A 21,230-nucleotide genomic window follows, 5' to 3' on the forward strand; every position below is an offset into this window, starting at 1 on the left:
GCGGCGGGTTGCGATGGTCATTTCGACAGTTCGGCCACGCGCCAGGTATCGGTTTCCAAAGGCCCTGTGGCCTTTGGTGGGGTGGTTTGGAGGGGCAAGGCCCCTCCAACGGCGCCCTCCGCCGGCACCAGTGCCGCCAGCACCGCCGCCTGGACCGCCACCCCGCCCTCGACGACGAGCGCGTCGCCGTCCGGCCGAATGCGCGCCTGCACGAAGCGCAGCGCGAGATCGGCCAGGAAGGCGAGCCGCCGCACCTCTTCCTCGGGCATCGCCAGACGCCCCTGTGAGCGGGCGAGCTGCGCCGCGCGAAGGGCGCGCAGCAGCAACGCCAGTTCTTCCGTATCCGCCGCCGGCGCGCCCGGCAGGGTCATGGTGTCCACCGGACCCGGCTGAGTGATCAACGCCAGCGCCGCGATGCCACGCCGCAGGGCTTCGGCGGTCTCCGCGCCGCCGCAGCGCGCGAGCGCCAACAGCGCCGCGGCGTGTTCAGCGACCGAGGCCGTACCGCCCGGCTCGACGAACACGCCGTCGCCCGATTGGAGCGCCAGCAGCCGCGCTGCCAGGGCCGCCGCATGCTCCGGCGCTTCGCCATCGACGCGGTGCAGGGTCTCGGCCGCCATGATTGCGGCAGCGAGCTCGGACGGCGCGGTTTCCGTTTCGGGTAGGGCCGACAGCAGGCGCCGTGCCGCCGCGCCGGCCTTCTTCGCGCGACCGAACAGCGCCTGGGCGGCGAGCGCGGCGCCAATACGCTGCGTAGGCCCGGCACAGGCAGCATCGACACCGCGCGCGGCGACGATGGGCGCCTCGGTCCCGCGTAACAGCAGGCGGTCCTCGCGCGCCGACAGCGTCTCGCCGGGCCCGAGGCGTTCGGCGGCGTAGCGTGTCAGCAGCCAGTGCAGCCGCCCCTCGGCCGGGCCGCTCGCCTTGACGCTCAACAGGCGGGCGGGGCCCGCTGGGGTGACGGTCAGCGACAGCGCATGGGACGGCGTACGGTCCTGCTGCGCGCCGAAGGTAGCGATCGGGCCCTGATGGACGGTCACGTTCTCGCCGGCGGGGCTCGGGCGCATCGCATCGCCGAGCATCAGGCGCGCATAGGTTACGCCATCGCCGGGGCTCATCGCGTCGCAGGCAGTGGTGATGCGGGGTCGCTCGAAGGACACGCCCGGCAGGGGTGTCAGCGTGACCTCCAGTGTCACCATCGGCGTGTCGGGCCGCAGCAGATAGGCGTAGCGTAGCCGCGCGACCTCCTGGGGGCCGCTGCGCGAGAAGCGGCCGCCGCGGCCCGAGAGCATGCTTTCGTGGAACAGCCGCACGCCGCCTTCGGCATCCTCGATGCCGGCTGTGACGATGGCGTCCTCGACATCCAGGCAGTGCCAGCGACGGCGAAAGGCGAATTCAACCAAGTTGCCGCCATGGATCGCAGCGGGCGGGCCGTCCTGGCCGTGGAAATGCTGGTGGATCTCGCCGCGGAACAGATCGCCGGTGAACAGGTGGTGTGGCGTGGCGATGCGGAAGTTCCGCGGTGTCTCGTCCTCCACCACGATTCGGGCCGGGCCGATGGAGCGCGGTGCCGGGCCGGGTCCGGCCGCAAGGGCGAGCAGCAGGGCCACCGCGCCTTCGGCCCCGCCCAGCATCGGGTGGGCCAGCGCCTCGGCCGCCGCGGCATTGTCGGCCAGGACGAAGACCGTGCCCTCTGGCTTCTGCGCGAAGGCGGGGGCGTAGCCATCGGGCAGGCGCACCGGGGCCAGGAAGCGTGCCAGCCCCCGCGCCAGACCATCCCGCACCACATCCATGCCATTGCTACTCATCGAGCCTGTTCTAGCCGCGCTATGCTGCGGCGCGATAGGGTGCGTCATGACCATGATTCTCAGGGCCTGGACCGCCGCCGCTGTACTGGCCGGCCTCGCCACCGTGGCGCGGGCCGAAGATGCCGCCGCGCTGCTCGCCCGCGCGCCGGCGCTTTCGCTGGATGGACCGGTCACGTCGCTCACCGCGCCGGTCGAGGTCGCGCAGGCCGGCTGGGGCCCTTTTCGCCGGCTTTGCGTCGCGCAGGTGTTACTGCGCCCGTCCGACGGGGCGGAGGTCGCGGCCGCTCCGCCTACCTGCTTCACCGTCGAGGACGCACGGAACGATAACGGCACTTGGCGGCTTTCCCTGCGCGCCGAACTGGGCGGCGCGGGACCCGACATCCCCATCGCGGTGACACGCGACGCCACCGGGCATTTCGGCCAGGTCCGGATCACCGTGCCGGAGGGCGTCCCGCCCATCCCGCCGCCGCAGCTTGAACGACTGCACGCGGTGATGCAGGCGGCGGTGCAGGCGCATGGCCTGGAACGCGCAACCATCGCTCCGAACATGCCCTTCGTGATCCCGCTGCCGATAAGCGCTGTGAATCCGGGCATGCATGTCGATGGCGGCGGCTTCACCTGCTCCCCCGAAGGCCAGGGTCAGGTGCGCGGCCGGTCGGTCATCGTCGCGTCGTGCCAGGCGAGCCTGTCGGCAGAGGTCTCGCCAGGGCGATCCATGCGGATCACCGCCGCCGGGCACTTCGCGATTGATGTCGAGACCGGGTTGGTCCTGCGCCATGGCTACGGGTCTTTCCTCGTGCTCGACGCAGACCCGAACGGCAGCATGGGCCGGACGGAAATGCGCGGGGTGTCGCGGCAGAGCCTGCAATGATGGGCCGTGGCGATCGGAGAGGGACTTTGCCTCCCTCCGGACCTCTCCTCACCAAAGGCCTTTCGGCCTTTGGCGGGCGCGAAGCTCTGCTTCGTGGTGCACGAGGGGAGCAGAGCCCCTTTACATTCGCCTTTGCCAGCCCCGGGACCACGCGCAGGGCCATTTCGTGGCTTGTCCTGGCCTCGCTTGCCGCCGCCGCTCCTGCCGTCGCCCAACCTGCCGATTGGCGTCGCGTCGCGCCTGTCCTGCCCATCCAGGGCGTCATCCGCCCGCTGACAGCGCCGATTGCGATCGGCGGTGCCGGCTGGGGGACTTGGAGTGCCCTGTGCCGGGAGCAGGCCATTCAGCCGGGCCGACCGGCGCAGCGGGACTGCCTGAACGTTGTCGAGGCGCGGACGGAGGCAGATGGCACACGGCTGGCGCTGGTGCAGGACAGGCTTGGGTTGCGGATGACGGTGCTGCGGGGAACCGATGGACGGATCCGGGAATTCGCGGCGCAGCGACCGGATGGAACGCCGGCGGCACCGGATGAGGCTCGGGACGCGCTGCTCGCCACCTGGCGGGGACAGTTCCAGACTCTCAGCCTGACCACACGGCGGATCGCGCCGCGCGAAGATTTCCCGCTGGCGATCGAAGGGTCTGCCCGCGGTGGGGTATGCCGGCCGGAAGGGACCGCGATGATTGCGCAGCGCAACGTCGTCGTCGCGCGCTGCGCGGTGGAACTGGCGGGGCGGCTGCGCGGCGGGGAGGCCAATGCCCGCATCGCCATCTTTGCCCGCGTCGCGGTGGATGTTGCGACGGGGATGGTCTCGGCGCAGCACTACGCCACGCGCATCGAGACCTTCGCGGCGAATGGGCGCTCGAACGGCGTGGTGGTCACGCCGTCCAAGGTCGTCCTGGAGTAGTTCATTATGCCAACGGCCCCTGTGCGGGACGGTTGGTATTCGCTTTTGCATGCCCTCAAACGCCGGGCGCAGACCTCCGGCTTGCTCGGCGTCGTGCCGAGGGCAGGCCCTCCGCGCGACGCCGGAGTGCCGGCGCGCCGCATTCGCGGCGTCGGCACGAGCCAAAGACTCGTGCCGTTGGCATTACTTCTTCGTCGCCTCGTAGCGCGCCTTGGTCTCGGCATTGGGCGGATAGAGGCCGGGTAGCGGCACGCCCCGATCGACCTCGGTCATGATCCAGGCTTCGAGGCGTTCCTGTTCCACCGCGGCCTCGACCACCGCGTCCAGCATCGCTTGGGGGATGACCACGGCCCCGTCGGCGTCCGCCACGATGATATCGCCGGGGATGACGGTGACGCCACCACAGCCGATGGTTTCTTCCCAGCCCACGAAGTTCAGGGCCGCGACGGAGGCGGGGGCGACATAGCCCTGGCAGAAGACCGGCAGGCCGGTGCCGATGACGCCGGCGCCATCACGCAGCACGCCGTCCGTCACCAGGCCGGCAACGCCCTTCTTCGCCATGCGGGCGCAGAGGATGTCTCCGAAGATCCCGGCGGCGGTGGAACCCATAGCATCGGCGACGGCAACACAGCCTTCGGGCATCGCCTCGATCGCCGCGCGGGTCGAGCGCGGGGAGGACCAGGAATCGACAGTGGCGAGGTCTTCGCGGGTGGGCGTGAAGCGCAAGGTGAAAGCAGGCCCGACGATGCGCTTCGTGTTGCCTGGGACGATGGGGCGGGAGCCGGCAATATAGCAGAAGCGTACGCCCTTCTTGAGCAGCACGGTCGTCAGGGTGGCGGTGGTGACGCCCTCGAGGGCGGTCTTCTGGTCGGGGGTCAGGGGCATGGAGCGTCTCCTTCAGGGCGCCAGAGTGCATCGCAGGGGGCGCGGACGGGGGCAAGGGGGGTAGGGCGATCGGCACTGCGGCGGCGCGAAGGCGACGTTCCGGCACAGGCCCTCTGCCTGGCCGTTGCGCTTGCGCGCCGGCCAGCGGCACCGGATGCTGTCGGCTCGCCCGCCACAGGAGCCTTCCTCGCGTGACCCGCCACCTCCCCCGTCGGCTTCTGCTTGCCGTCCTGCCGCTGGCCGGCTGCGTGCCGCCGAGCACGCCCACGGCGACCGCCCCCGCTGCGCCGTCGCCGCCGACGCTGAACAGCCTTGCCGCGCTGGCCACGGTGCGGTTTCTCGACCCGTCCCGCAACCAGGCGACGCTGGAACTCGGCGGAGGGTCGATCATCGACATGACGGCGGCGCCGGAAGTGCGGAACTTCAACACGCTGCGGCCCGGGGCGCGGGTGGTGGTGGAGTATGAAGCTTCAGGCACGGTGCGCATCGCGCGGGCGGCGCAACTCGACCGCGTCGGGCGGCAGCGGGCGACGGTCAAGGAAATCGCGGTGGGCGGCGCCTTCCTGGTGCTGACGCTGCCGGATGGGTCCTCTCAGGAGGTCGCACTGAACAATCCGGCGATGATGGCCTTCGCGACCCGGCTGCATGCGGGGGATGCGGTAGCGGTGACGATCGCGCCCGGCTGACGGTTGGATTCCGACGCCTTTCGGTCTCGGTTCTCAAGGCTACATGCCCTCCTGAAGCGGAGAGGAACCGGGAAGGGGCGAAGTTCCGCCCGCTTGCCGCGGTCCTTGCGGCGCCGAGTCTGTTGCAAAAGCATTACTAACTTTCGACGATCCGGCGCCCGCATAGTCTCGCCTCTGTTTCAGGAGAGGGATGATGGCCGAGATCGACGATGTCCGTTCCCTTCTGAGCGGCCGCCCACGCCCCGTCGGCTGGACCGAACGCCGCGCTCGTATCGAGGAGGTCGCAGCCGTCGATCCACCGCCCGAGGGCGTGACCTTCACCCCCGCCACCATCGCCGGCGTGCCCGCGGAATGGTCCGTTGCGTCCGACGCCGATCCCCGGCGCGTGCTACTGTTCCTGCATGGCGGCGGGTATTGCTCAGGGTCGATCGTCAGCCACCGCAACCTGGCGTCGCGGTCCGGCCAGGCGGCGGGGATGCGCTGCCTCGCGCTGCAATACCGACTGGCGCCGGAGCATCCCTTCCCCGCGGCGCTGGAGGATGCGCGTGGGGTCTACGAGGCCCTGCTGGACCAGGGCTTCGCACCGGGGGATATCGTGGTCGGCGGGGACAGCGCCGGGGGTGGGCTGACGCTCGCGCTGATGGTGGCGCTGCGGGATGCCGGGCGGCCGCTGCCGGGCTGCGCCTGGCTGATCTCGCCCTGGATCGACCTTGCCATGACCGGTGCGACGATCGACTGCAAGGACGCCGTCGATCCCCTGATCCACCGTGCCTATCTCGAGGACCTGTCCGAAGCCTATCGCGGCGGCCGGCCGGCGGAGGACCCGCTCATTTCCCCGCTGCATGCGGACCTTGTGGGGCTGCCGCCGGTGCTGGTGCAGGTCGGCTCGGCCGAGGCGCTGCTGGACGACGCCGTGCGCATCGCCGGGCGGCTGGGCGCTGCGGATGTGCCGGTGCGGCTGGAGGTCTGGCCGGCGATGATCCATGCCTGGATGCTGTGGGCGGCCCGGCTTGCGGACGGGCGCCGCGCGCTGGCCGCGGCCGGCGACTTCCTGCGGCGGCGCGGGATCTGAAACCGTGGGGCGGAGATTGCGTTCCCTGATGTGGGAATCCCGAGGAGGTCGCCGTGCCCCGTGGAGACAAAACCGCCTACACCGACAAGCAGAAGCGCAAGGCCGCCCACATCGAGGAAGGCTACCGCAAGCGCGGCGTCAGCGAGGAGGAAGCCGAGGCCCGTGCCTGGGCCACCGTCAACAAGGAGGACGGCGGCGGGAACAAGTCTGGCAGCGGCCGCGGCGTGCGCGACACCAATGTGTCGAGCCGTAAGGGCGGGCGTATCGGCGGTGCCGCGTCGGCGGCGCGGCCGGCGGCGGATCGCAGCGCCGCGGCGCGCAAGGCGGCCGCCACGCGTAAGCGTAATGCCGCGGCGCGTTCCGGGACCTAGGCGCGGCGCTCAGTCTTCCGCCGGCTCGAAGGCCGCGACTTCCATCAGGTATTCGATGTTGCGGATGATGTCCTCGACGGACAGTCCGAAGATGTCGGCCATGCGGGAGGCATGCGCGTAGATATCCGATGGAAGCGGCATGCCCTTGCGCGGCGTGCGCAGTCCGCAGAGCTTCAGCAGGTTCACCTCATCCACCCCGCGCGGCCGCCCCGCCGTGCCGATCAGGCCGTTGGTGCGCGACTTCTCATAGCCGGCGCCATGGGAGGTGTTCACCCCGCGCGGCAACAGCACCATGCGGACCCAGTGCAGCCCCAGCGCGCGGGCGCGCTCGCGGTTGAACAAGTGGTCCACATGCAGGGTCTGCGGCAGTTCCGTCAGCCCGGCGCCATATTCGGCATTGGCGAAGGCCAGGTAGTCCGAGCGATAGTCGTCATTGTCCGCGTGGCACCACAGGAACCGGTAGCCGAGGCTGGGGCAGGACTGCACCCGCGCGAGGCCCGGCGGCACGTCGGGGCAGGCGGCGAACCAGCAGGGGTGCGGGATGCGCAGCATGCTCGGCGTGCGCATCACCTCGTCCAGCGCATCAACCGCGGCATAGGGCGGCACCCCGCCCAGCGCGTATTCGCCGAGCAGCGAGTCCCGTTCGGTCGCCATGATTTCCGCGAGGTCCAAGGTCCGGCTCCTTTTCCGTCCGGCCACAGTGTGGCATGGGCGGCCGCCGCGCTGCGTGACGCTTCGCACCACACCACCCCGCGGGGGAGTTCCGCCCATGACCATCGACGCCCTCGCGCCCTGGTATGTCTGGATCAAGTCGGCGCATCTGATCGGCGCCTTCGCCTGGATGGCAGGGCTGTTCTATCTGCCGCGGCTGTTCGTCTATCACTGTCAGGTGCCGGCAGGGTCGGCACAGTCGGAACTGTTCAAGGTGATGGAACGCCGCCTGCTGCGCGCCATCATGAACCCCGCGATGATCTGGACGTGGACCTTCGGCGTGCTGCTGGTGCTGACGCCGGGGATCGTCGACTGGAAGGCCGGCTGGTGGCACGGGAAGATGCTCGGCCTGGTCATCATGACCGTGGTGCATCACGATCTGGCGCTGGCCCGGAAGAGGTTCGACCGCGACGCCAACACCCGCGGCGAGCGCACCTGGCGCATCCTGAACGAGATACCGACCCTCGCCCTGATCCTCATCGTGGTTATGGTGATCGCGAAGCCCTTCTGACCGGCGCAGCCTTCCGCGATAGGGCTGCGACCGTCATGCGGCCTTCGGAACTGCTGGCGGATGGCGAGGGCAGAAGATCCTGGCCGTGGCAGGGGCGGTACGGCGGTGACGGCCGCCCCCCTTGTCAACGCGGTCGCGACTGCCCGGAATTCGCCTGCGATGCGGGAGTGCGGGGCTCGCTGGGCCTTCCCACCATGAATCGACGGGGTGGATGCGGGCGTGCAACGCGCCGCCGGTATGCCGCTGTTCTTCGCCGGGACGCGCATGCCGGGTCTGGCGATCGGACTGGTCAGCGGCCTCGGCGTCTTCGTCACGCTGGCCCGGGATCGCGAATTTGGCCATGTCGGGCCGGGGGTAGTTCTGCCCGCCGCGAACCCGGCTTGCATCACCGGGGTCGTCGCCCAGGCCGAAAGCCCGCTTTCCTTGAAAACCTGATCCCCCGCCCGCATATCCCCGTTGACGGCAGCCGCGAGCCTCCATAGGGTTCGCCCGCTTCCCACCAGCGGTGCGGGGCGTTTCGCGCCAGGCGCCGCCAGAATCCTTCCTTCCTCTCGGGACTTCGCCCATCGCGCCATCCACGGCGCCGGTCTGGGCGAGCAGGCCGCTGCCACGCGGGTCCTCCGCGTTCATGCTGCCCTTGGGAACGTCCCGGTCACTCCCTCTACCGGACAGCGTCCAACACCCATGCACCTTTCCGAACTCAAGGCCAAAAGCCCCGCCGACCTTCTTGCCTTCGCCGAGGAGGTGGGCGTCGAGAACGCGTCCTCGCTCCGCAAGCAGGACATGATGTTCGGCATCCTCAAGACGCTCGCCGAGAACGAGCAGGCGATCTACGGGGAAGGCACGCTCGAGATCCTGCCCGATGGCTTCGGCTATCTCCGTTCCCCGCAGGCGAACTTCCTCCCCGGGCCGGACGACATCTACATCTCGCCGGCCCAGGTGCGCCGCTTCGGCCTGCGCACCGGCGATACGGTCGAAGGCCAGATCCGCGCCCCCAAGGACGGCGAGCGCTACTTCGCGATGCTGAAGGTCAACAGCATCAACTTCGAGCCGCCCGAATCCCTCAAGCACCGCATCAACTTCGACAACCTCACGCCGCTCTATCCGCAGCGCCGGCTGAAGATGGAGAACGCGGAGGTCGAGAGCGTCGGCAAGGGTCCGACCAAGGACAACACCCACCGCGTCATTGACCTGATCGCGCCGATCGGCATGGGGCAGCGCGCGCTGATCGTCGCCCCGCCGCGCACCGGCAAGACGGTGATGCTGCAGAACATCGCGAAGTCGATCTCGGCCAACAACCCCGAGGTCTTCCTGATGGTGCTGCTGATCGACGAGCGCCCCGAGGAAGTCACCGACATGGCCCGGACCGTGAAGGGCGAGGTCGTGGCGTCCACCTTCGACGAACCGGCCACCCGCCACGTGCAGGTGACGGAGATGGTGCTGGAAAAGGCCAAGCGCCTGGTCGAGCACAAGCGCGACGTCGTCATCCTGCTTGACTCCATCACCCGCCTCGGCCGCGCCTACAACTCGGTCGTGCCGTCGTCGGGCAAGGTGCTGACCGGCGGTGTCGACGCCAACGCCCTGCAGCGCCCCAAGCGCTTCTTCGGCGCGGCGCGCAACATCGAAGAAGGCGGCTCGCTGACCATCATCGCGACCGCCCTGATCGACACCGGCAGCCGCATGGACGAAGTCATCTTCGAAGAGTTCAAGGGTACCGGTAACTCGGAAATCGTCCTCGACCGCAAGCTGTCCGACAAGCGCACCTTCCCGGCGATCGACATCACCAAGTCCGGTACCCGCAAGGAGGAGCTGCTGGTCGACCGCGGCACGCTGTCGAAGATGTGGGTGCTGCGCCGCATCCTGAACCCGATGGGCACCCAGGACGCGATGGAATTCCTGATCGACAAGCTGAAGTACAGCAAGACGAACCAGGACTTCTTCGACGCGATGAACACCTGACGGCGCTCGCCGCATCGTTCGACATGCGGCGATGACCATCTGAACCCGGCCGTCGCGCTTTCCCGGCGCGGCGGCTGTCGCGTATCCTGGGCTTTTTCCGGGAGACGCCGGCCATGACGCGCCGCAGCAAGATCATCCTCGGCACCTTGCTGGCCCTGCCGGTCCTGGCGATCGTCGCCCTCCTCGCGATCGTCCTCATTCTCCCGCGCGTCGATCTTGCCGACCGCGTGGCGGCGCGCCTCAGCGCCTCCCTCGGCCGCGCGGTGACGATCGAAAGCCTGCGGGTGACGCCGGGCTTCCCGACCATGGTCGCCGTCAGCGGCCTTGGCCTCGCCAATATCGACGGCGGTAGCGCGCCGCAGATGGCGAGCCTCGCCACCGCCACCGCCACACTCGACCTGCTGCCTCTGCTGCAAGGCTTGGTCGTGCTGCGCCAGGTCGAGGCCGACGGCTTCTCCTTGCTGCTCGAACGCACCGCCGACAAGCGTCGCAACTGGCGCTTCGGGGGCGACCCCGCCGGTCCCGCCGCACCCTTCGCGCCGCAACCGCCGGACCGCTCCGGCCTGCCGCTGCTGCTCGACCTGCGCCTGACCCGCGCCGACATCGTCTTCCGCACCAGCAGCGGCACGCCGCTACGCACCGAGCTCACCACCGTGACGCTTGCCGCGCCGTCGGCGGATGAATCCCTCACCCTGAATGCCGAGGGCGCCTACCAATCCGTCCCGGTCACGCTCGCGGGAACGCTCGGCACGCCGAATCAGCTCCGCGACGGCCGCACGCCCTTTCCCTATCCGCTGCGCGCCACGGCGCCGGAGACGGTGTTGACCTTCGTCGGCACCGCCGCCGACCCGCTGAATGCCGACCGGCTGGAAGGTACCCTGACCCTTCAGGCGCAATCGCCCGGCGCCATCCTGACCATGGCCGGCGCCGGCCCCGGCCCCGCCATCCCGGTCAGCCTGGCCGGCACGTTCTCGCGCCAGGGCGATGTCTGGCGCTTGACCGGGGCCAGCGGCGCCCTGGCCGGCGAGGATTTCGCCGCCCCGCGCATCGAAATGACCGAAGGCGGTTCCGGCCAGCCGGATACCGTCGTGGCGCAGATCGATTTCACCAAGCTGGACCTCAACGCCATGCTGGGCACGCCGCCCGCCGACGCTGGCGGCCGCCATGGCGAAGCCGACATGCCCTTGACCTTCGCCGGCGCTCCCGACCCCTTGTTGCAGGTGCAGGCGACGGCGCGCGAGTTCCACTACGCCGATCTCGACGGTGCCGATGTCCGCTTCACCGCCAGCGCCCAGCCGGGCCGCGTCGCCGTCGAGACGCTGGCGATGACAGCCTATGGCAGCCGGATTGAGGCCTCGGGCGAGGTCGTGCCGATCCCGAATGGCGGCCGCATCACCGCCGAGGCCGTGATGCGGGATGGCGATGTCGACACGCTCCGCCGCGCTTTCGGCCTGCGCAGCCTTCCCGTGCGCGGGCGGATGGAGGGGCGCGTCGCCGTTCGCGCCGAGGGCGCGGCGTTGAATGCCGCGACCCGCCGGGCCGAGGTCTCCGCTGTCGTTGCCATGCGCAGCGGGTCCATCGCCAAGGAAGTGATTGAGATGGCTTCCACCGATGTCCGCGCACTATTCCGCACTGCGCGGGGCTATACGCCGCTAACCTGCCTGCTCGCCATGGTCGATGTCCGGGCCGGCCGCGGCGAAGCCGCCCCGCTGCGCATACGCGCCGGGACCGGGACCATCAGCGGCCTTGCGAGCTTCGACCTCAACCGCAAGCGGCTCGACCTCGTCATCGGCAGCCAGAGCGAGACGACGAGCTCCTTCGCTCTCGATATCCCGGTGCGCGTCAGCGGGTCCTTTGCGAACCCGGACATCCTGCCGGCGCGCTGGTCGAGCGAAGGTCGCGCACGGCTGGCGGCCGGCGATCGGATCGCGCCGCTGCCGGCGCCGCTGCGGGATTTCGCACGGCAGAATCCCTGCTACAGGGCCGGTGGGCGGCGGTGACGCCTGGGCGGAGCGGCGACAGCCGCCAGCTTTCCGCGTCGGCGGTCGGTGAGAGCGGTCGGGAAGGGACGTGACCGCCTTCATGGCCCAAGGGTGCTGAGCCTGATCTTGTGACGCCCGGTGCACAGCGGGCTGGACCACATCCCGGCCGTGCCAATGATCAAGGATCGACTTGGCGGCATGGGCGGCAGGGTCGGTCCCGGGGGGAACGACCTTTTCGTGCAGCGCTTGCGCGCCGAGGCCGGCAAGCGGGGTGCGCTGATGCAGCGCCTCGGTACCTGGGCTGGCGGAATCTCAGCCCGCGGCGAAGCGTGGTCCCAGAGCGCCGGCCTCGCGCAGCGCCTCGCGCTCGGCATCAGCGAGGCCAAGCATCGTGCCCAGCACCACATCCTCGTGCTGGTTGAGGAATGGGCTTGGGACGATGTCGGGCGGCGGCGCCCCGGCAATGCGCAGCGGCGTGGACGGCAACACGACGCGCCCGACTTCCGGGTGATCGATCCAGTGCAACATGCCGCGTTCATGCATACCGGGATCGTGCAGCACTTCCTCCAGCGTCCGGACCGGGGCGGCGGGCACGCCGTGCTGGCGTGTCGCTGCCTCGAGCTCCGCACGCGACAGGGCGGAGCTCCAGGCGGTGACCAGGGCATCGACCTCCGCCATGTGCTTCACGCGATCCGGGTTGCTGCCGAAGCGCGCATCGCCGATCAGCGCCTCCTGCCCCATGGCACGCAGCAGGCGGTTCCAATGGTCCTCGGTGACGACGATGATGGCGATCCAGCCATCGCGCGCCGGATAGACGTTGTAGGGCGCCATGGCGAGGCCCGCATGGCTGTTGCCGGTCCGCGGCGGCACGTCCTTGGCATCCCCGCCGAAATGCATCCCGATCGCCGAGGCGAGCGTCGAATAGGCGGCGTCCTGCATCGCGACCTCAACATGCGTGCCGAGGCCGGTCCGCTCGCGCGCGAACAGCGCTGTCATCAGCGCGCCGTAGAGATGCGTGCCACCGAGGAAGTCGCACACGGTCGGCCCGGCCTTGGTCGGCGGGCCATCCGGGAAGCCGGTCGTGTGCATGATGCCGACGGCGGCCTGGACGGTGAGATCCATGGCGAGGCGATTGCGGTCCGGCCCGGTCTGGCCGTAGCCCGATCCGCAGGCGTAGATCAACCGCGGATTGCGCTGGCGCAGGACCTCATAGCCCAAGCCCAGGCGGTCCATCGCGCCGGGCGAGAAGTTCTCGATCAGCACATCGGCGCGATCGACCAGGCGCAGGAAGACCTCCTGCCCCTGGGGGTGCTTGAGGTCGAGCGACAGGCCGAGCTTGTTCGAATTCAGCATCGCCTGCGGCACCGACCCGCCCGCGACGGCGGCGCGGCGACGCAGCGGCTCGCCATTCGGGGGCTCGATCTTGATGACCGTCGCGCCGGCCATGGCCATCAGGAACCCGCAATAGGGCGCCTGGTAGATATGGCCGAGATCAAGGACCAGGATGCCGTCGAGCGGCCGCCGCGCTGTCTCCATGGTCAGACCTTCGACCCCAGGGCGCGGCGGCCGAGGGCGCTGCGATGCACTTCCGACGGCCCTTCATAAACGCGCATGACGCGCACCTGCTGGGCCATGAGCTGCAACGGCAACTCCTTCGTCATGCCCATGGCGCCGAAGGTCTGCATGGCGTTGTCGAGGACCGACTGCGCCATCTCCGTCGCCCGCACCTTCAGGATCGAGGCCTCCATCCGCACATCGGCACCAGCATCGAGCTTGGTGGCGAGGTCCTGCACCATCAGGCGACAGGCGTGCATCTCCATCACCGCCTCGGCGGCGAACCACTGGATGGCCTGGCGGTCGGCCAGGCGCACGCCCCAGGTGACGCGATTCTGCGCCTGCTCGGTCATCATCTCCAGCGCGCGGCGGGCCATGCCGATGCAGCGCGCGCCCATCTGCATGCGGCGCACGTTCAGGCGGAGCTGCATTGGGGCATAGCCGCGGCCGAGCTCCCCGAGGATGTTCTCCTCCGGCACGCGGCAGTCCTCGAAGACCAGTTCGTAGGTGGTGCGGCCGCCGATCATCGGGATGGCGCGCTCGATGACGAAGCCGGGCGTGTCCTTCTCGACAATGAAGGCGGTGATGCCGTCCTGCCGTTTGCCATCGCCGGTGCGCGCCATGAGGATGATGAAATCCGCGCGCGGGACGTTGGACACCCAGATCTTGCGGCCATTGATGACCCAGTGGCCGCCTTCCTTCACCGCGCGGGTCGTCATGCCGGCGGGATCGCCGCCCGCGCCGGGCTCGCTGATGGCCATGGCCGAGCGCTGCTCGCCGCTCGCATAGGGCAACAGGTATTTCTGACGCTGCCAGGGACTCGCCACCTGCAGCATCATGTGCAGGTTCGGGCTGTCCGGCGGGATGACGAAGGGGACGCAGGCGCGGGCCAGTTCCTCCTCGGCCGCGGCCAGCGACAGCAGTGGCAGGTTGGCGCCGCCGAATTCCTCCGGCACGTCCAGGCCCCAGAGGCCGAGATCCCGGCAGCGCGCGAGGAGTTGCGTCTCCTCCTCCTCCGAGAGCCTGTAGCCGCCGCCCGTCGCCTCGCGCTTCAGGATGGCGGGTTCCAGCGGCATCAGGTCGCGCTCGACGAATTTCGCGACCAGGTCGCGCAGCATGCGCGTCTCTTCGCTCGAGGCGGCGGGGTTGTGATCCATGGTTTCCTCCCTGTGCGCGCCCTTAGCGCAGATAGCGCCAGCGGAACCGGTCGCCCTGGGTCTCGATGCGGCCGACCGTAGGGTCGGGAAAATGGATGGGCAGGATCTGCGTATCGCGATCGGCGACTTCACCGAGGAAGCGCCGGCGGCTGGTCTCGGCTTCCGCCGGGTCCCAGCAGAAGACCGTGGACCAATCCGGCTGATGGATCTGCAGCGCGTGGTGCATCAGATCCCCGGTCACCACGGCATGCTGCCCGCCGCTGCGGATGTGTACGCAACAATGGCAGGGCGAATGCCCTGGGGTCGGCTGGATCGTGATGCGGTCGTCGAGCTCGTAGTCGTCATCGACCAGCAGCGCCTGGCCGGCCGCGACGATGGGCTCGCAATTCAAGCGGAAGACGTTGCCACCACCGCCCGGGCGTTCCTCGGCCGTCTTGGTCGAGGCCTCCCAGGCCGCGTATTCGCGCTTGTGGAAGACATATTTCGCATTGGGGAAGGTCGGCACCCAGCGCCCGTCGCGCAGCACCGTGTTCCAGCCCGAATGATCGATGTGCAGATGGGTGCAGAAGACGTAGTCGATATCGTCGAAGGACAAGCCTTCCGCCTTGAAGCCGTCCAGCCAGGGCTGCTTGGGGAAATCCATCGGCGCGGGCCAGCCCTTGTCCTCTCCGGTGCAGGTGTCGACCAGGATGGTGTGGTGCGGCGTACGCACGACGTAGGTCTGATAGGTGATCACCATCTTGCCGGAGGCCGCGTCGTAGGTCTCCGGCTCGACTTCCCTCAGCCGTTCGGCCAGCAGCTCCGGTGCCGCGGCGGCCTTGGGGAACATGGCCTCCGGCGCGCGCCAGGGGCCGTCGCGCTCGCTGAAGCTGGTGATGGTGACGTCGCCGATGGTGAGCTTGCGCATGCGGGGTCCCGAAGGGTCAGAGGGTCATTCGGCGCGGATGCCGGCCTGGGCCGCGACGCGCTGCCATATCGGCACATCCTCCGCGAGGCGCCCGGCGAGGATGTCGGGCGCGCTCATCAGGGGTTCGGCGCCGAGAGTCGCGAAGCGGGCGCGGAAATCGGCATCGCTGCGCAGGCTGCCGAGTTCCGTCGAAAGCCGTGCGAGAATCGGTTCGGGCAGGCCCTTCGGTGCAGCCATGGCGAACCAGTTCGGGGCGATGTAGCCGGGGATGATCTCGACCGCGGCAGGGACGTCCGGCAGGGCCGGAATGCGCCGCGCCGTGGTGACGGCGAGGATGCGCGCCCGGCCCTCCCGCGCCTGGCCGAGGGTTTCCACCGTGCTGGCGAAAACCACGTCGATGTCACCGGCATAGAGCGCATTGGTGGCCTGCGCCGCACCGCGATAGGGAACATGAGTCAATTCTATCCCGGCGACCGAAGCCAGCATGGCGCCCGAGAGGTGGTTGGACGACCCGATGCCCGAGGTGCCGTAGGTGATCGTGCCGGGCTTGGCCCGTGCCTCTGTGAGCAGGTCCTGGAGCGTCGCGAAGCGATGGTCGGCCCGCACGACGATGGTGGTCGCGATCTCCGCCACCAGGCTGACGGGCGCGAGGTCCACCCGCGGATCGAAGCCGAGATTGGCGTAGATGGCCGGCAGGATGGCGAGGGAGGAGGAGGTCAGCACCAGCGTGTAGCCGTCGGGCGGCGACTGCACGGTCGCTCGCAGTCCGATCGATCCGCCGGCGCCGGCGCGGTTGTCGATGATGAAGGGCTGACCGAGCCGTTCCCGCAGGCGCTCCCCGATCAGCCGGCCGACCGTGTCGATCGGGCCGCCGGGCGCGAAGGGAATGACGAGGCGGATCGGCTTCGACGGCCAGGCCTCCTGCGCGACGGCCGGTGCGGCGAACAGGCCGAGGCCGAGACCTGCCAGCCAACGGCGGGCGATGCGACCCTTGCCGCAGACGGCGGGGGGCATGGTCGGGCCCGGCGGGGTTGAACCGTTCATGGCGTTCCTCCTGTCGCCGCTTTGTTGGCGCCTTGCCCGAACGATCCGACGGACGGGCGGCGCGCGCAACCCCCGGTTCAGCGCTTCGTCGCCTCCCGCCGGGCGATCCAGGTCGTCGCGGTGAAGATCACGGCGGCGCCGGCGAAGGTCGTGGCCGCCGGGACCTCGGTGAAGACCAGCCAGCCCAGGGTGGCCGATCAGATCATGTCAATGAACTTCACCGGCTGGATGGCCGAGAGTTCGGCGATGCGGAAGGCTTCGGTCAGGCACCAGTGGCCCGCGCTGCCGAGCAGCCCGGTCATCAGGAAGCAACCCCATGGCTCGACGCAGGGCCAGGTCCAGCCGAACACGGCGAAGGGCAGGTTGAAAGTGGAGACGGTGATGGCCTGCCAGGCGACGATGACCTCCGGCCGATCGCGCCGCGTGAGCGCCTTGGTGATGAGGAAGGACGCTGCGAAAAGCGGTGACGAGGAGAACATGACCAGCGACCAGAATCCATCCGCCGTCCCGGTGAATGGCGGCGTCACCATCACCCGCACGCCGAGGAAGCCGATGATGGCGGCGACCCAACGCGCCCGCAGGATGGGTTCGCCCAGGAAGCGCACCGCCCTGGTCATGACGGCGATCAGGCTGGTGAAGCCGATCGCGGTCACGTCGGCGAGGGGTACGTGGGGGCAGGGCGGTGAACCAGACCAGCCCTGTGCACAAGGCCGCGTCAGTCCTGGCCACCGAGGTCATGCGGTCACGAAGTGGCCAGGCCCGTGCGCGCCATGAAGGGCAGGAGCACGACCAAGCCGGCGACATGGCGCAGGAACTGCGTCGGGAGGGGGTAGACTTCCTGCGACAGCCGCTCTGCGATCGCGTTCAGCAGGCAGAAGAGCAGCCCCGACAGCGCCATCCAGGCTATGCCCCGCAAGGTCGCCGCGCGCGTGGGCTGCGCGCGGGCGGGTTTGGTCACGCGTCGGCTGCCACGCGTGCCAGGATGCGCCCCAGGGCGGCATTGAACTCATCGGGCGCTTCGTAGGCTACCCAATGGCCGGCGCCGGGAATGCTCTCCGCCGTCGCACCCGGTCGCAGGCTGCGCACCAGGTCGAGGCGGAGGTCGACATGCGGGCGGGCAATGGCATCGAGGTCGCCATAGATGGCCGAGAGCGGTCCGCGGCCGCGCAGCAGCGCCTGCTTCAGCAGATCTGTTGTTGCCCAGCCGCGGCTCTTGAAGCGGGCACGGCGGGTATGGAGATCCTGCATGGCGAGGGCAACTTCGTCGATCCGCGTTGCATCCGCGAACATCAGGGCGGCGAGGTTGTGGCGGTTCGCGTCCTCGCGCGCCGCGCCTTCCAGATGACGGACCTTCGCCATTTCCGTTGTGGAGCGTGGGAAGCCCAGCGCGCCCGCGCCGACAATGGTCAGGGACCGGCAGTGATCGCGGTCGACAGCGGCCAGGTGACCCGCGCAGAGCGCCCCGAAGGAAAAGCCTGCCAGATCATAGCCCTCGCCCGCCGGAAGAACGTATCGCAAGCCCTCCGCCAGTATCGGGGCGATTGTCTCCGGCGTGGCCGGCATGGGCGGCATGGCGCTGTCGCCGAGCCCTGGCAGGTCGGCGCAGATCACCAGCCGATCCCGTGCAAAGACCGGGATGTTGCGTAACCAGTGCCGCCAGGATCCGGACCCACCATGCAGCAGCACCAGCGGTCGTCCCGCACCCCAGCGGCGCCAGACCATCGTACCGTCGCCGCAAGGCGTCTCCGTCCGCTGCGCCGTCGCGGCCACACCTCTGAGGGCAGCATGCGGCTCGTCCCGCGCCGGATTGGCAACCCACTCCCCATAATCCATGCGAACACCGTCAACCCTTGGACCGCCCCATCCTAGGCCAGGCGGCGGATCGGTCCAGCGGGGGGGGGGGCGTCAGGCGGCCGGCAGGCTTTGGACCGGCAGGACGCCTTCGACGCCCAAGCGCCGTTCGAGTTCCGGTAGCGTCGCCTTGGCCACAGCGATCACGGCGGCCTGCAGGTCTGGCGACGGATCGCCGCCGCGGGCGGCGCGTTGCAGGGCGTCGGCCTCGCTGCCGAGGCGCGTCGCACCGAGGGTGCGGGCGGCCCCCACGAGTCGGTGCGCGGCATGCTGGACATGCCCGGCATCGGATTTCTCGGCGGCCGAGGCATTGGTCAGCAGCGACAGGGCGCGCCGTACCTCTCCGACGAATTCAGCAAGGATTCCATGGGCGGCGTGGCCCAGTTCGCGCTCGAGCAGGTCGAGCGTCGTAGCATCGATGTAGGGTTCCATGGCCGGGGCCTCGACCGTTTCGACAGGCGCCTCCACCTCACGTGCGGGGAGGGTCCTGAGGAGTTGCAGCAGCGCCGATCGATCGATCGGCTTCGCCAAATGTGCATCCATACCGGCCCGTCGCGTCGCGTCGATCTGATCCGGCAATGCCGAGGCTGTCAGAGCGATCACCGGCACGGTGCCGGCGGGGGGAGGCAACGCCCGGATGCGGCGCGTGGCCTCGAAACCGTCCATCCCCGGCATCTGAAGATCCATGAGCACCGCGTCGAAAGCAACCCCGTTCGCCAGCGCACGCAAGGCGGAGGGGCCATCCTCGGCAACCTCGACCTCGTGGCCGGCGCTGCGCAGCATGGCCTGGGCGATCTGGCGGTTGGCCAACACATCATCCACGACCAGAAGCCGCAGCAGTGCGTCGTCCTGTCGCGAGGCAACGGCCTGCTTCGGGGCTTCGTCCTCTACATCGGGCAGAACGACACGCCGCAGCGGGATCTCGAACCAGAAGACGGCGCCGCCGCCCGGGGGTTCCACGCAGCCGATCTCACCATCCATCAGGGCGATGAGGCGCGCTGAAATCGCGAGGCCGAGGCCTGTGCCCTGGCCTTCGGCAAGGCCATGCGGATCGAGCTGGACGAAATCCTCGAACAGCAGGTGACGCTTCTCGGCGGGCACGCCTGGTCCGGTGTCCTGCACCTCGACCCGGAGACGGGCCTCGCCGACGCATTGTACGCGCAGGTCCACGCGGCCGCTCGCGGGCGTGAACTTCACGGCGTTGGACAGCAGGTTCAGCAGCAACTGCCGCAGCCGCGTCGGGTCTAGCTCGGCAGCCTCCGGCAAGGCAGGGTCGAGGTCGAGATGGAAGGACAGTGCCTTCCGGGCGATCTCGGGCGCGAGCAACGTCGCGCAGCCTTCCAGCAGCGGGCGTAGCGCCACGCGGCGCGGTGCGAGGTCGAGGCGCCCCGCTTCGATCTTCGACAGGTCGAGCAGGCTGTTCACCAGGTCCAGAAGATGGCGTCCGGCCTCATGCAGTGTCTTGACCTGTTCGCGCTGTTCCGGCTCGAGGCGCGGATCCTGCAGCAGCACCTGAGCGAAGCCGAGCACGCCATTCAGCGGCGTCCGCAACTCGTGGGAGACGCGGGCGAGGAAGCGGCTCTTGGCCTCGCCCGCCGCTGCGGCGGCGTCGCGTGCGGTCGCGAGCTCCTGCATGGCGCGCTTGAGCACCGTGATATCGGTGCGGATGCCGACAGTGCCCCCATCCGGTGTGCGCCGCTCCGTGATCAGCACCCAGCGGCCATCGGGGAGAAGCCGTTCCATCGGCGGCTGATTGCTCAGATGGAAGGCCTTGCTCTCAGTGACGAAGGCTTCGATGTCGGCGCCGGCCTGGGGATACTGCCCGCGTTTTGCGCCTTCGCGCATGATCTCGTCGAAGCTCGTGCCCGGTTGGATGAAGGGTGCGCTGATCTTGTAGAAATCCTTGTAGCGGCTGTTGCAGGCGATCAGCCGGTCCTCGGCGTCGAACATGACGAAACCGTCGGACATGGATTCCAACGCATTTTCGAGCGTCCGCCGCGCGCGGGCGCGTTCCGACTCCGCCTTGTCACGCTGCCGCAGCATGATCATCAGGACCAACGCGATGACGATAATCACCATGCCCAGGACGCTCGACACGGCGAAGGCCCTGACGCGGTCGCGATACCAGCCGCCCAGCGCGGCATCGACGTCGATCGTCGTCGTGATCAGCAGCGTCGGGTAGAGAGTCGGCCGGACCGAGGCGAAGACCGGTCGCCCGCTGAAACGGCTGACGGTCATCGTGGCGTCCGCGCCGATGCCCATGGTGCGCGCCGTCGGTTCGAGGCGCTGCCCTATCCGCGTTTCGTCATGCGGCACCGTGGCGAGCAGGGCGCCGTCATCCCGTTCCAGCGTCGTGCGCAGGCCAGGGCTCTCGCCGGCGGCGCTCAGCAGCGCGCGGACGGATGGGACAGGGACCTCGGCGACCGCGAGGACGGCCCCAATGCCGACGATCGTGACGTTACGCGCGAAGAAGAGCGTCCATTCGCCCGTCGAGGGATTCTGGATCGGGCCGCCGATCGACACGCCACCACCGCGTTCGGCGAGTTCCGAGAAGCCCGTTTCCACCGGCAGAGGCAGCCGCCGGCGGCGAGAGACCGGTAAGGCGGTCGCGACCGGCAGGCCGTTGGGGCCGAGCAGAAGGATGTCGCGATAGGTGAAGTTCTGATTGTTGAGCTGACGCAGCACGCGGTTGACCACGGCCATGTCGAGCTGCCCGTTCTGGGCGAAGTGCACGAGGATGGCGGGCAGGCCCGCCAGCATCGCGTCCACCTGCACGAAGGCCCGGTTGATCGAGGTCTCGGTCGCGAGGCTGATGCGCTCGACAGTATCTTCCGCAGCGCGGACCTGTGCCTCCCGCGCGCGGCCAATGATCATCAGCGTCGCAACCATCTGCGCGAGCAGCAGAAGGATCGCGCCGAAGAAAATGGCCCGGCGAAGGAACAGCGTATTCTGCATC

Annotated in this window: 20 protein-coding genes; 9 read left to right on the forward strand and 11 right to left on the reverse strand. The window is 69.3% G+C overall.

Translation table 11 applies throughout. The annotated features are described in order from the left end of the window. Nucleotides 1–17: 17 nt before the first annotated feature. The gene (locus tag KPL78_RS27155; protein ID WP_219766308.1) at nucleotides 18–1,808 is read right to left on the reverse strand and encodes a hypothetical protein; all 1,791 of its coding nucleotides are present in this window, start codon (nucleotides 1,806–1,808) and stop codon (nucleotides 18–20) included. A 46-nt stretch (nucleotides 1,809–1,854) separates the two neighbouring features. Here KPL78_RS27155 and KPL78_RS27160 point away from each other — a divergent pair, with 46 nt between their 5' ends. Together KPL78_RS27160 and KPL78_RS27165 are read left to right on the forward strand one after the other, a co-directional pair. Next, on the forward strand, nucleotides 1,855–2,679 hold the full coding sequence (locus KPL78_RS27160; protein WP_219766310.1) for a hypothetical protein: 825 nt from the start codon (nucleotides 1,855–1,857) through the stop codon (nucleotides 2,677–2,679). A gap of 425 nt (nucleotides 2,680–3,104) precedes the next feature. Then, on the forward strand, nucleotides 3,105–3,584 hold the full coding sequence (locus KPL78_RS27165) for a hypothetical protein (RefSeq protein ID WP_219766312.1): 480 nt from the start codon (nucleotides 3,105–3,107) through the stop codon (nucleotides 3,582–3,584). A 183-nt stretch (nucleotides 3,585–3,767) separates the two neighbouring features. Here KPL78_RS27165 and KPL78_RS27170 read toward each other — a convergent pair whose 3' ends face one another. After that, on the reverse strand, nucleotides 3,768–4,469 hold the full coding sequence (locus tag KPL78_RS27170; RefSeq protein ID WP_219766314.1) for a ribonuclease activity regulator RraA: 702 nt from the start codon (nucleotides 4,467–4,469) through the stop codon (nucleotides 3,768–3,770). Between the two features lie 191 nt (nucleotides 4,470–4,660). Here KPL78_RS27170 and KPL78_RS27175 point away from each other — a divergent pair, with 191 nt between their 5' ends. The 3 genes from KPL78_RS27175 to KPL78_RS27185 all read left to right on the forward strand — a co-directional run bounded on the left by KPL78_RS27175 (nucleotide 4,661) and on the right by KPL78_RS27185 (nucleotide 6,598). After that, the gene (locus KPL78_RS27175; RefSeq protein WP_219766316.1) at nucleotides 4,661–5,155 is read left to right on the forward strand and encodes a hypothetical protein; all 495 of its coding nucleotides are present in this window, start codon (nucleotides 4,661–4,663) and stop codon (nucleotides 5,153–5,155) included. A gap of 193 nt (nucleotides 5,156–5,348) precedes the next feature. Next, on the forward strand, nucleotides 5,349–6,227 hold the full coding sequence (locus KPL78_RS27180; RefSeq protein WP_255569517.1) for an alpha/beta hydrolase: 879 nt from the start codon (nucleotides 5,349–5,351) through the stop codon (nucleotides 6,225–6,227). Between the two features lie 53 nt (nucleotides 6,228–6,280). Continuing rightward, nucleotides 6,281–6,598, forward strand: a complete 318-nt coding sequence (locus tag KPL78_RS27185; protein ID WP_219766320.1) for a plasmid stabilization protein — start codon at nucleotides 6,281–6,283, stop codon at nucleotides 6,596–6,598. 9 nt (nucleotides 6,599–6,607) lie between these two features. On the opposite strand, the gene KPL78_RS27190 is transcribed toward KPL78_RS27185, so the two are convergent. Continuing rightward, nucleotides 6,608–7,270 carry a hypothetical protein gene (locus KPL78_RS27190; RefSeq protein ID WP_219766322.1) on the reverse strand — a complete coding sequence of 221 codons (663 nt, stop codon included), beginning with the start codon at nucleotides 7,268–7,270 and terminating at the stop codon, nucleotides 6,608–6,610. A 97-nt stretch (nucleotides 7,271–7,367) separates the two neighbouring features. Between KPL78_RS27190 and hemJ the strand changes: the two genes are divergently transcribed. The 4 genes from hemJ to KPL78_RS27210 all read left to right on the forward strand — a co-directional run bounded on the left by hemJ (nucleotide 7,368) and on the right by KPL78_RS27210 (nucleotide 11,779). Continuing rightward, nucleotides 7,368–7,820, forward strand: coding sequence for a protoporphyrinogen oxidase HemJ (gene hemJ / locus KPL78_RS27195; protein ID WP_219766324.1), 453 nt, complete (start codon nucleotides 7,368–7,370; stop codon nucleotides 7,818–7,820). A 219-nt stretch (nucleotides 7,821–8,039) separates the two neighbouring features. Beyond that, the gene (locus KPL78_RS27200; protein WP_219766326.1) at nucleotides 8,040–8,255 is read left to right on the forward strand and encodes a hypothetical protein; all 216 of its coding nucleotides are present in this window, start codon (nucleotides 8,040–8,042) and stop codon (nucleotides 8,253–8,255) included. A gap of 249 nt (nucleotides 8,256–8,504) precedes the next feature. After that, nucleotides 8,505–9,779 (forward strand): transcription termination factor Rho, encoded by a 1,275-nt coding sequence (gene rho / locus KPL78_RS27205; RefSeq protein ID WP_219766327.1) that lies wholly within the window; start codon nucleotides 8,505–8,507, stop codon nucleotides 9,777–9,779. A gap of 113 nt (nucleotides 9,780–9,892) precedes the next feature. Further along, nucleotides 9,893–11,779: an AsmA family protein gene (locus KPL78_RS27210; RefSeq protein ID WP_219766329.1), complete on the forward strand. Its 1,887-nt coding sequence runs from the start codon at nucleotides 9,893–9,895 to the stop codon at nucleotides 11,777–11,779. A 294-nt stretch (nucleotides 11,780–12,073) separates the two neighbouring features. On the opposite strand, the gene KPL78_RS27215 is transcribed toward KPL78_RS27210, so the two are convergent. The 8 genes from KPL78_RS27215 to KPL78_RS27250 all read right to left on the reverse strand — a co-directional run bounded on the left by KPL78_RS27215 (nucleotide 12,074) and on the right by KPL78_RS27250 (nucleotide 21,229). Then, entirely contained in the window at nucleotides 12,074–13,297 is a 1,224-nt protein-coding gene (locus tag KPL78_RS27215) for a CaiB/BaiF CoA transferase family protein (protein ID WP_219766331.1), read from the reverse strand. Nucleotides 13,298–13,299: 2 nt separating this feature from the next. Then, the gene (locus tag KPL78_RS27220) at nucleotides 13,300–14,472 is read right to left on the reverse strand and encodes an acyl-CoA dehydrogenase family protein (protein WP_219766332.1); all 1,173 of its coding nucleotides are present in this window, start codon (nucleotides 14,470–14,472) and stop codon (nucleotides 13,300–13,302) included. Nucleotides 14,473–14,494: 22 nt separating this feature from the next. Then, nucleotides 14,495–15,379 carry an MBL fold metallo-hydrolase gene (locus KPL78_RS27225; RefSeq protein ID WP_219766334.1) on the reverse strand — a complete coding sequence of 295 codons (885 nt, stop codon included), beginning with the start codon at nucleotides 15,377–15,379 and terminating at the stop codon, nucleotides 14,495–14,497. Nucleotides 15,380–15,403: 24 nt separating this feature from the next. Continuing rightward, nucleotides 15,404–16,423, reverse strand: coding sequence for a Bug family tripartite tricarboxylate transporter substrate binding protein (locus tag KPL78_RS27230; protein ID WP_219766336.1), 1,020 nt, complete (start codon nucleotides 16,421–16,423; stop codon nucleotides 15,404–15,406). Nucleotides 16,424–16,620: 197 nt separating this feature from the next. Continuing rightward, nucleotides 16,621–17,076, reverse strand: a complete 456-nt coding sequence (locus KPL78_RS27235) for a hypothetical protein (RefSeq protein ID WP_219766338.1) — start codon at nucleotides 17,074–17,076, stop codon at nucleotides 16,621–16,623. Nucleotides 17,077–17,165: 89 nt separating this feature from the next. After that, complete coding sequence (locus KPL78_RS27240) at nucleotides 17,166–17,381, reverse strand: hypothetical protein (RefSeq protein WP_219766339.1); 216 nt, start codon at nucleotides 17,379–17,381, stop codon at nucleotides 17,166–17,168. Next, nucleotides 17,378–18,256 carry an alpha/beta fold hydrolase gene (locus KPL78_RS27245; RefSeq protein WP_219766341.1) on the reverse strand — a complete coding sequence of 293 codons (879 nt, stop codon included), beginning with the start codon at nucleotides 18,254–18,256 and terminating at the stop codon, nucleotides 17,378–17,380. Before KPL78_RS27245 ends, KPL78_RS27240 begins: the two co-directional genes overlap by 4 nt. 72 nt (nucleotides 18,257–18,328) lie before the next feature. Then, nucleotides 18,329–21,229, reverse strand: coding sequence for an ATP-binding protein (locus KPL78_RS27250; RefSeq protein WP_219766343.1), 2,901 nt, complete (start codon nucleotides 21,227–21,229; stop codon nucleotides 18,329–18,331). Nucleotide 21,230 lies beyond the last annotated feature (1 nt).

The sequence above is a fragment of the Roseomonas alba genome, assembly GCF_019430885.1.
Taxonomy (GTDB): Bacteria; Pseudomonadota; Alphaproteobacteria; order Acetobacterales; family Acetobacteraceae; genus Neoroseomonas; species Neoroseomonas alba.

What these genes read in the sequence shown, in the direction of transcription:
- KPL78_RS27160 (WP_219766310.1), top strand. Translation starts at nt 1,855, where the DNA reads ATGACCATGATTCTCAGGGCCTGGACCGCCGCCGCTGTACTGGCCGGC.
- KPL78_RS27180 (WP_255569517.1), top strand. Translation starts at nt 5,349, where the DNA reads ATGGCCGAGATCGACGATGTCCGTTCCCTTCTGAGCGGCCGCCCACGC.
- rho (WP_219766327.1), top strand. Translation starts at nt 8,505, where the DNA reads ATGCACCTTTCCGAACTCAAGGCCAAAAGCCCCGCCGACCTTCTTGCC.
- KPL78_RS27250 (WP_219766343.1), bottom strand. Translation starts at nt 21,229, where the DNA reads ATGCAGAATACGCTGTTCCTTCGCCGGGCCATTTTCTTCGGCGCGATC.
- KPL78_RS27215 (WP_219766331.1), bottom strand. Translation starts at nt 13,297, where the DNA reads ATGGAGACAGCGCGGCGGCCGCTCGACGGCATCCTGGTCCTTGATCTC.
- KPL78_RS27155 (WP_219766308.1), bottom strand. Translation starts at nt 1,808, where the DNA reads ATGAGTAGCAATGGCATGGATGTGGTGCGGGATGGTCTGGCGCGGGGG.
- KPL78_RS27225 (WP_219766334.1), bottom strand. Translation starts at nt 15,379, where the DNA reads ATGCGCAAGCTCACCATCGGCGACGTCACCATCACCAGCTTCAGCGAG.
- hemJ (WP_219766324.1), top strand. Translation starts at nt 7,368, where the DNA reads ATGACCATCGACGCCCTCGCGCCCTGGTATGTCTGGATCAAGTCGGCG.
- KPL78_RS27210 (WP_219766329.1), top strand. Translation starts at nt 9,893, where the DNA reads ATGACGCGCCGCAGCAAGATCATCCTCGGCACCTTGCTGGCCCTGCCG.
- KPL78_RS27245 (WP_219766341.1), bottom strand. Translation starts at nt 18,256, where the DNA reads ATGGATTATGGGGAGTGGGTTGCCAATCCGGCGCGGGACGAGCCGCAT.
- KPL78_RS27170 (WP_219766314.1), bottom strand. Translation starts at nt 4,469, where the DNA reads ATGCCCCTGACCCCCGACCAGAAGACCGCCCTCGAGGGCGTCACCACC.
- KPL78_RS27230 (WP_219766336.1), bottom strand. Translation starts at nt 16,423, where the DNA reads ATGAACGGTTCAACCCCGCCGGGCCCGACCATGCCCCCCGCCGTCTGC.
- KPL78_RS27220 (WP_219766332.1), bottom strand. Translation starts at nt 14,472, where the DNA reads ATGGATCACAACCCCGCCGCCTCGAGCGAAGAGACGCGCATGCTGCGC.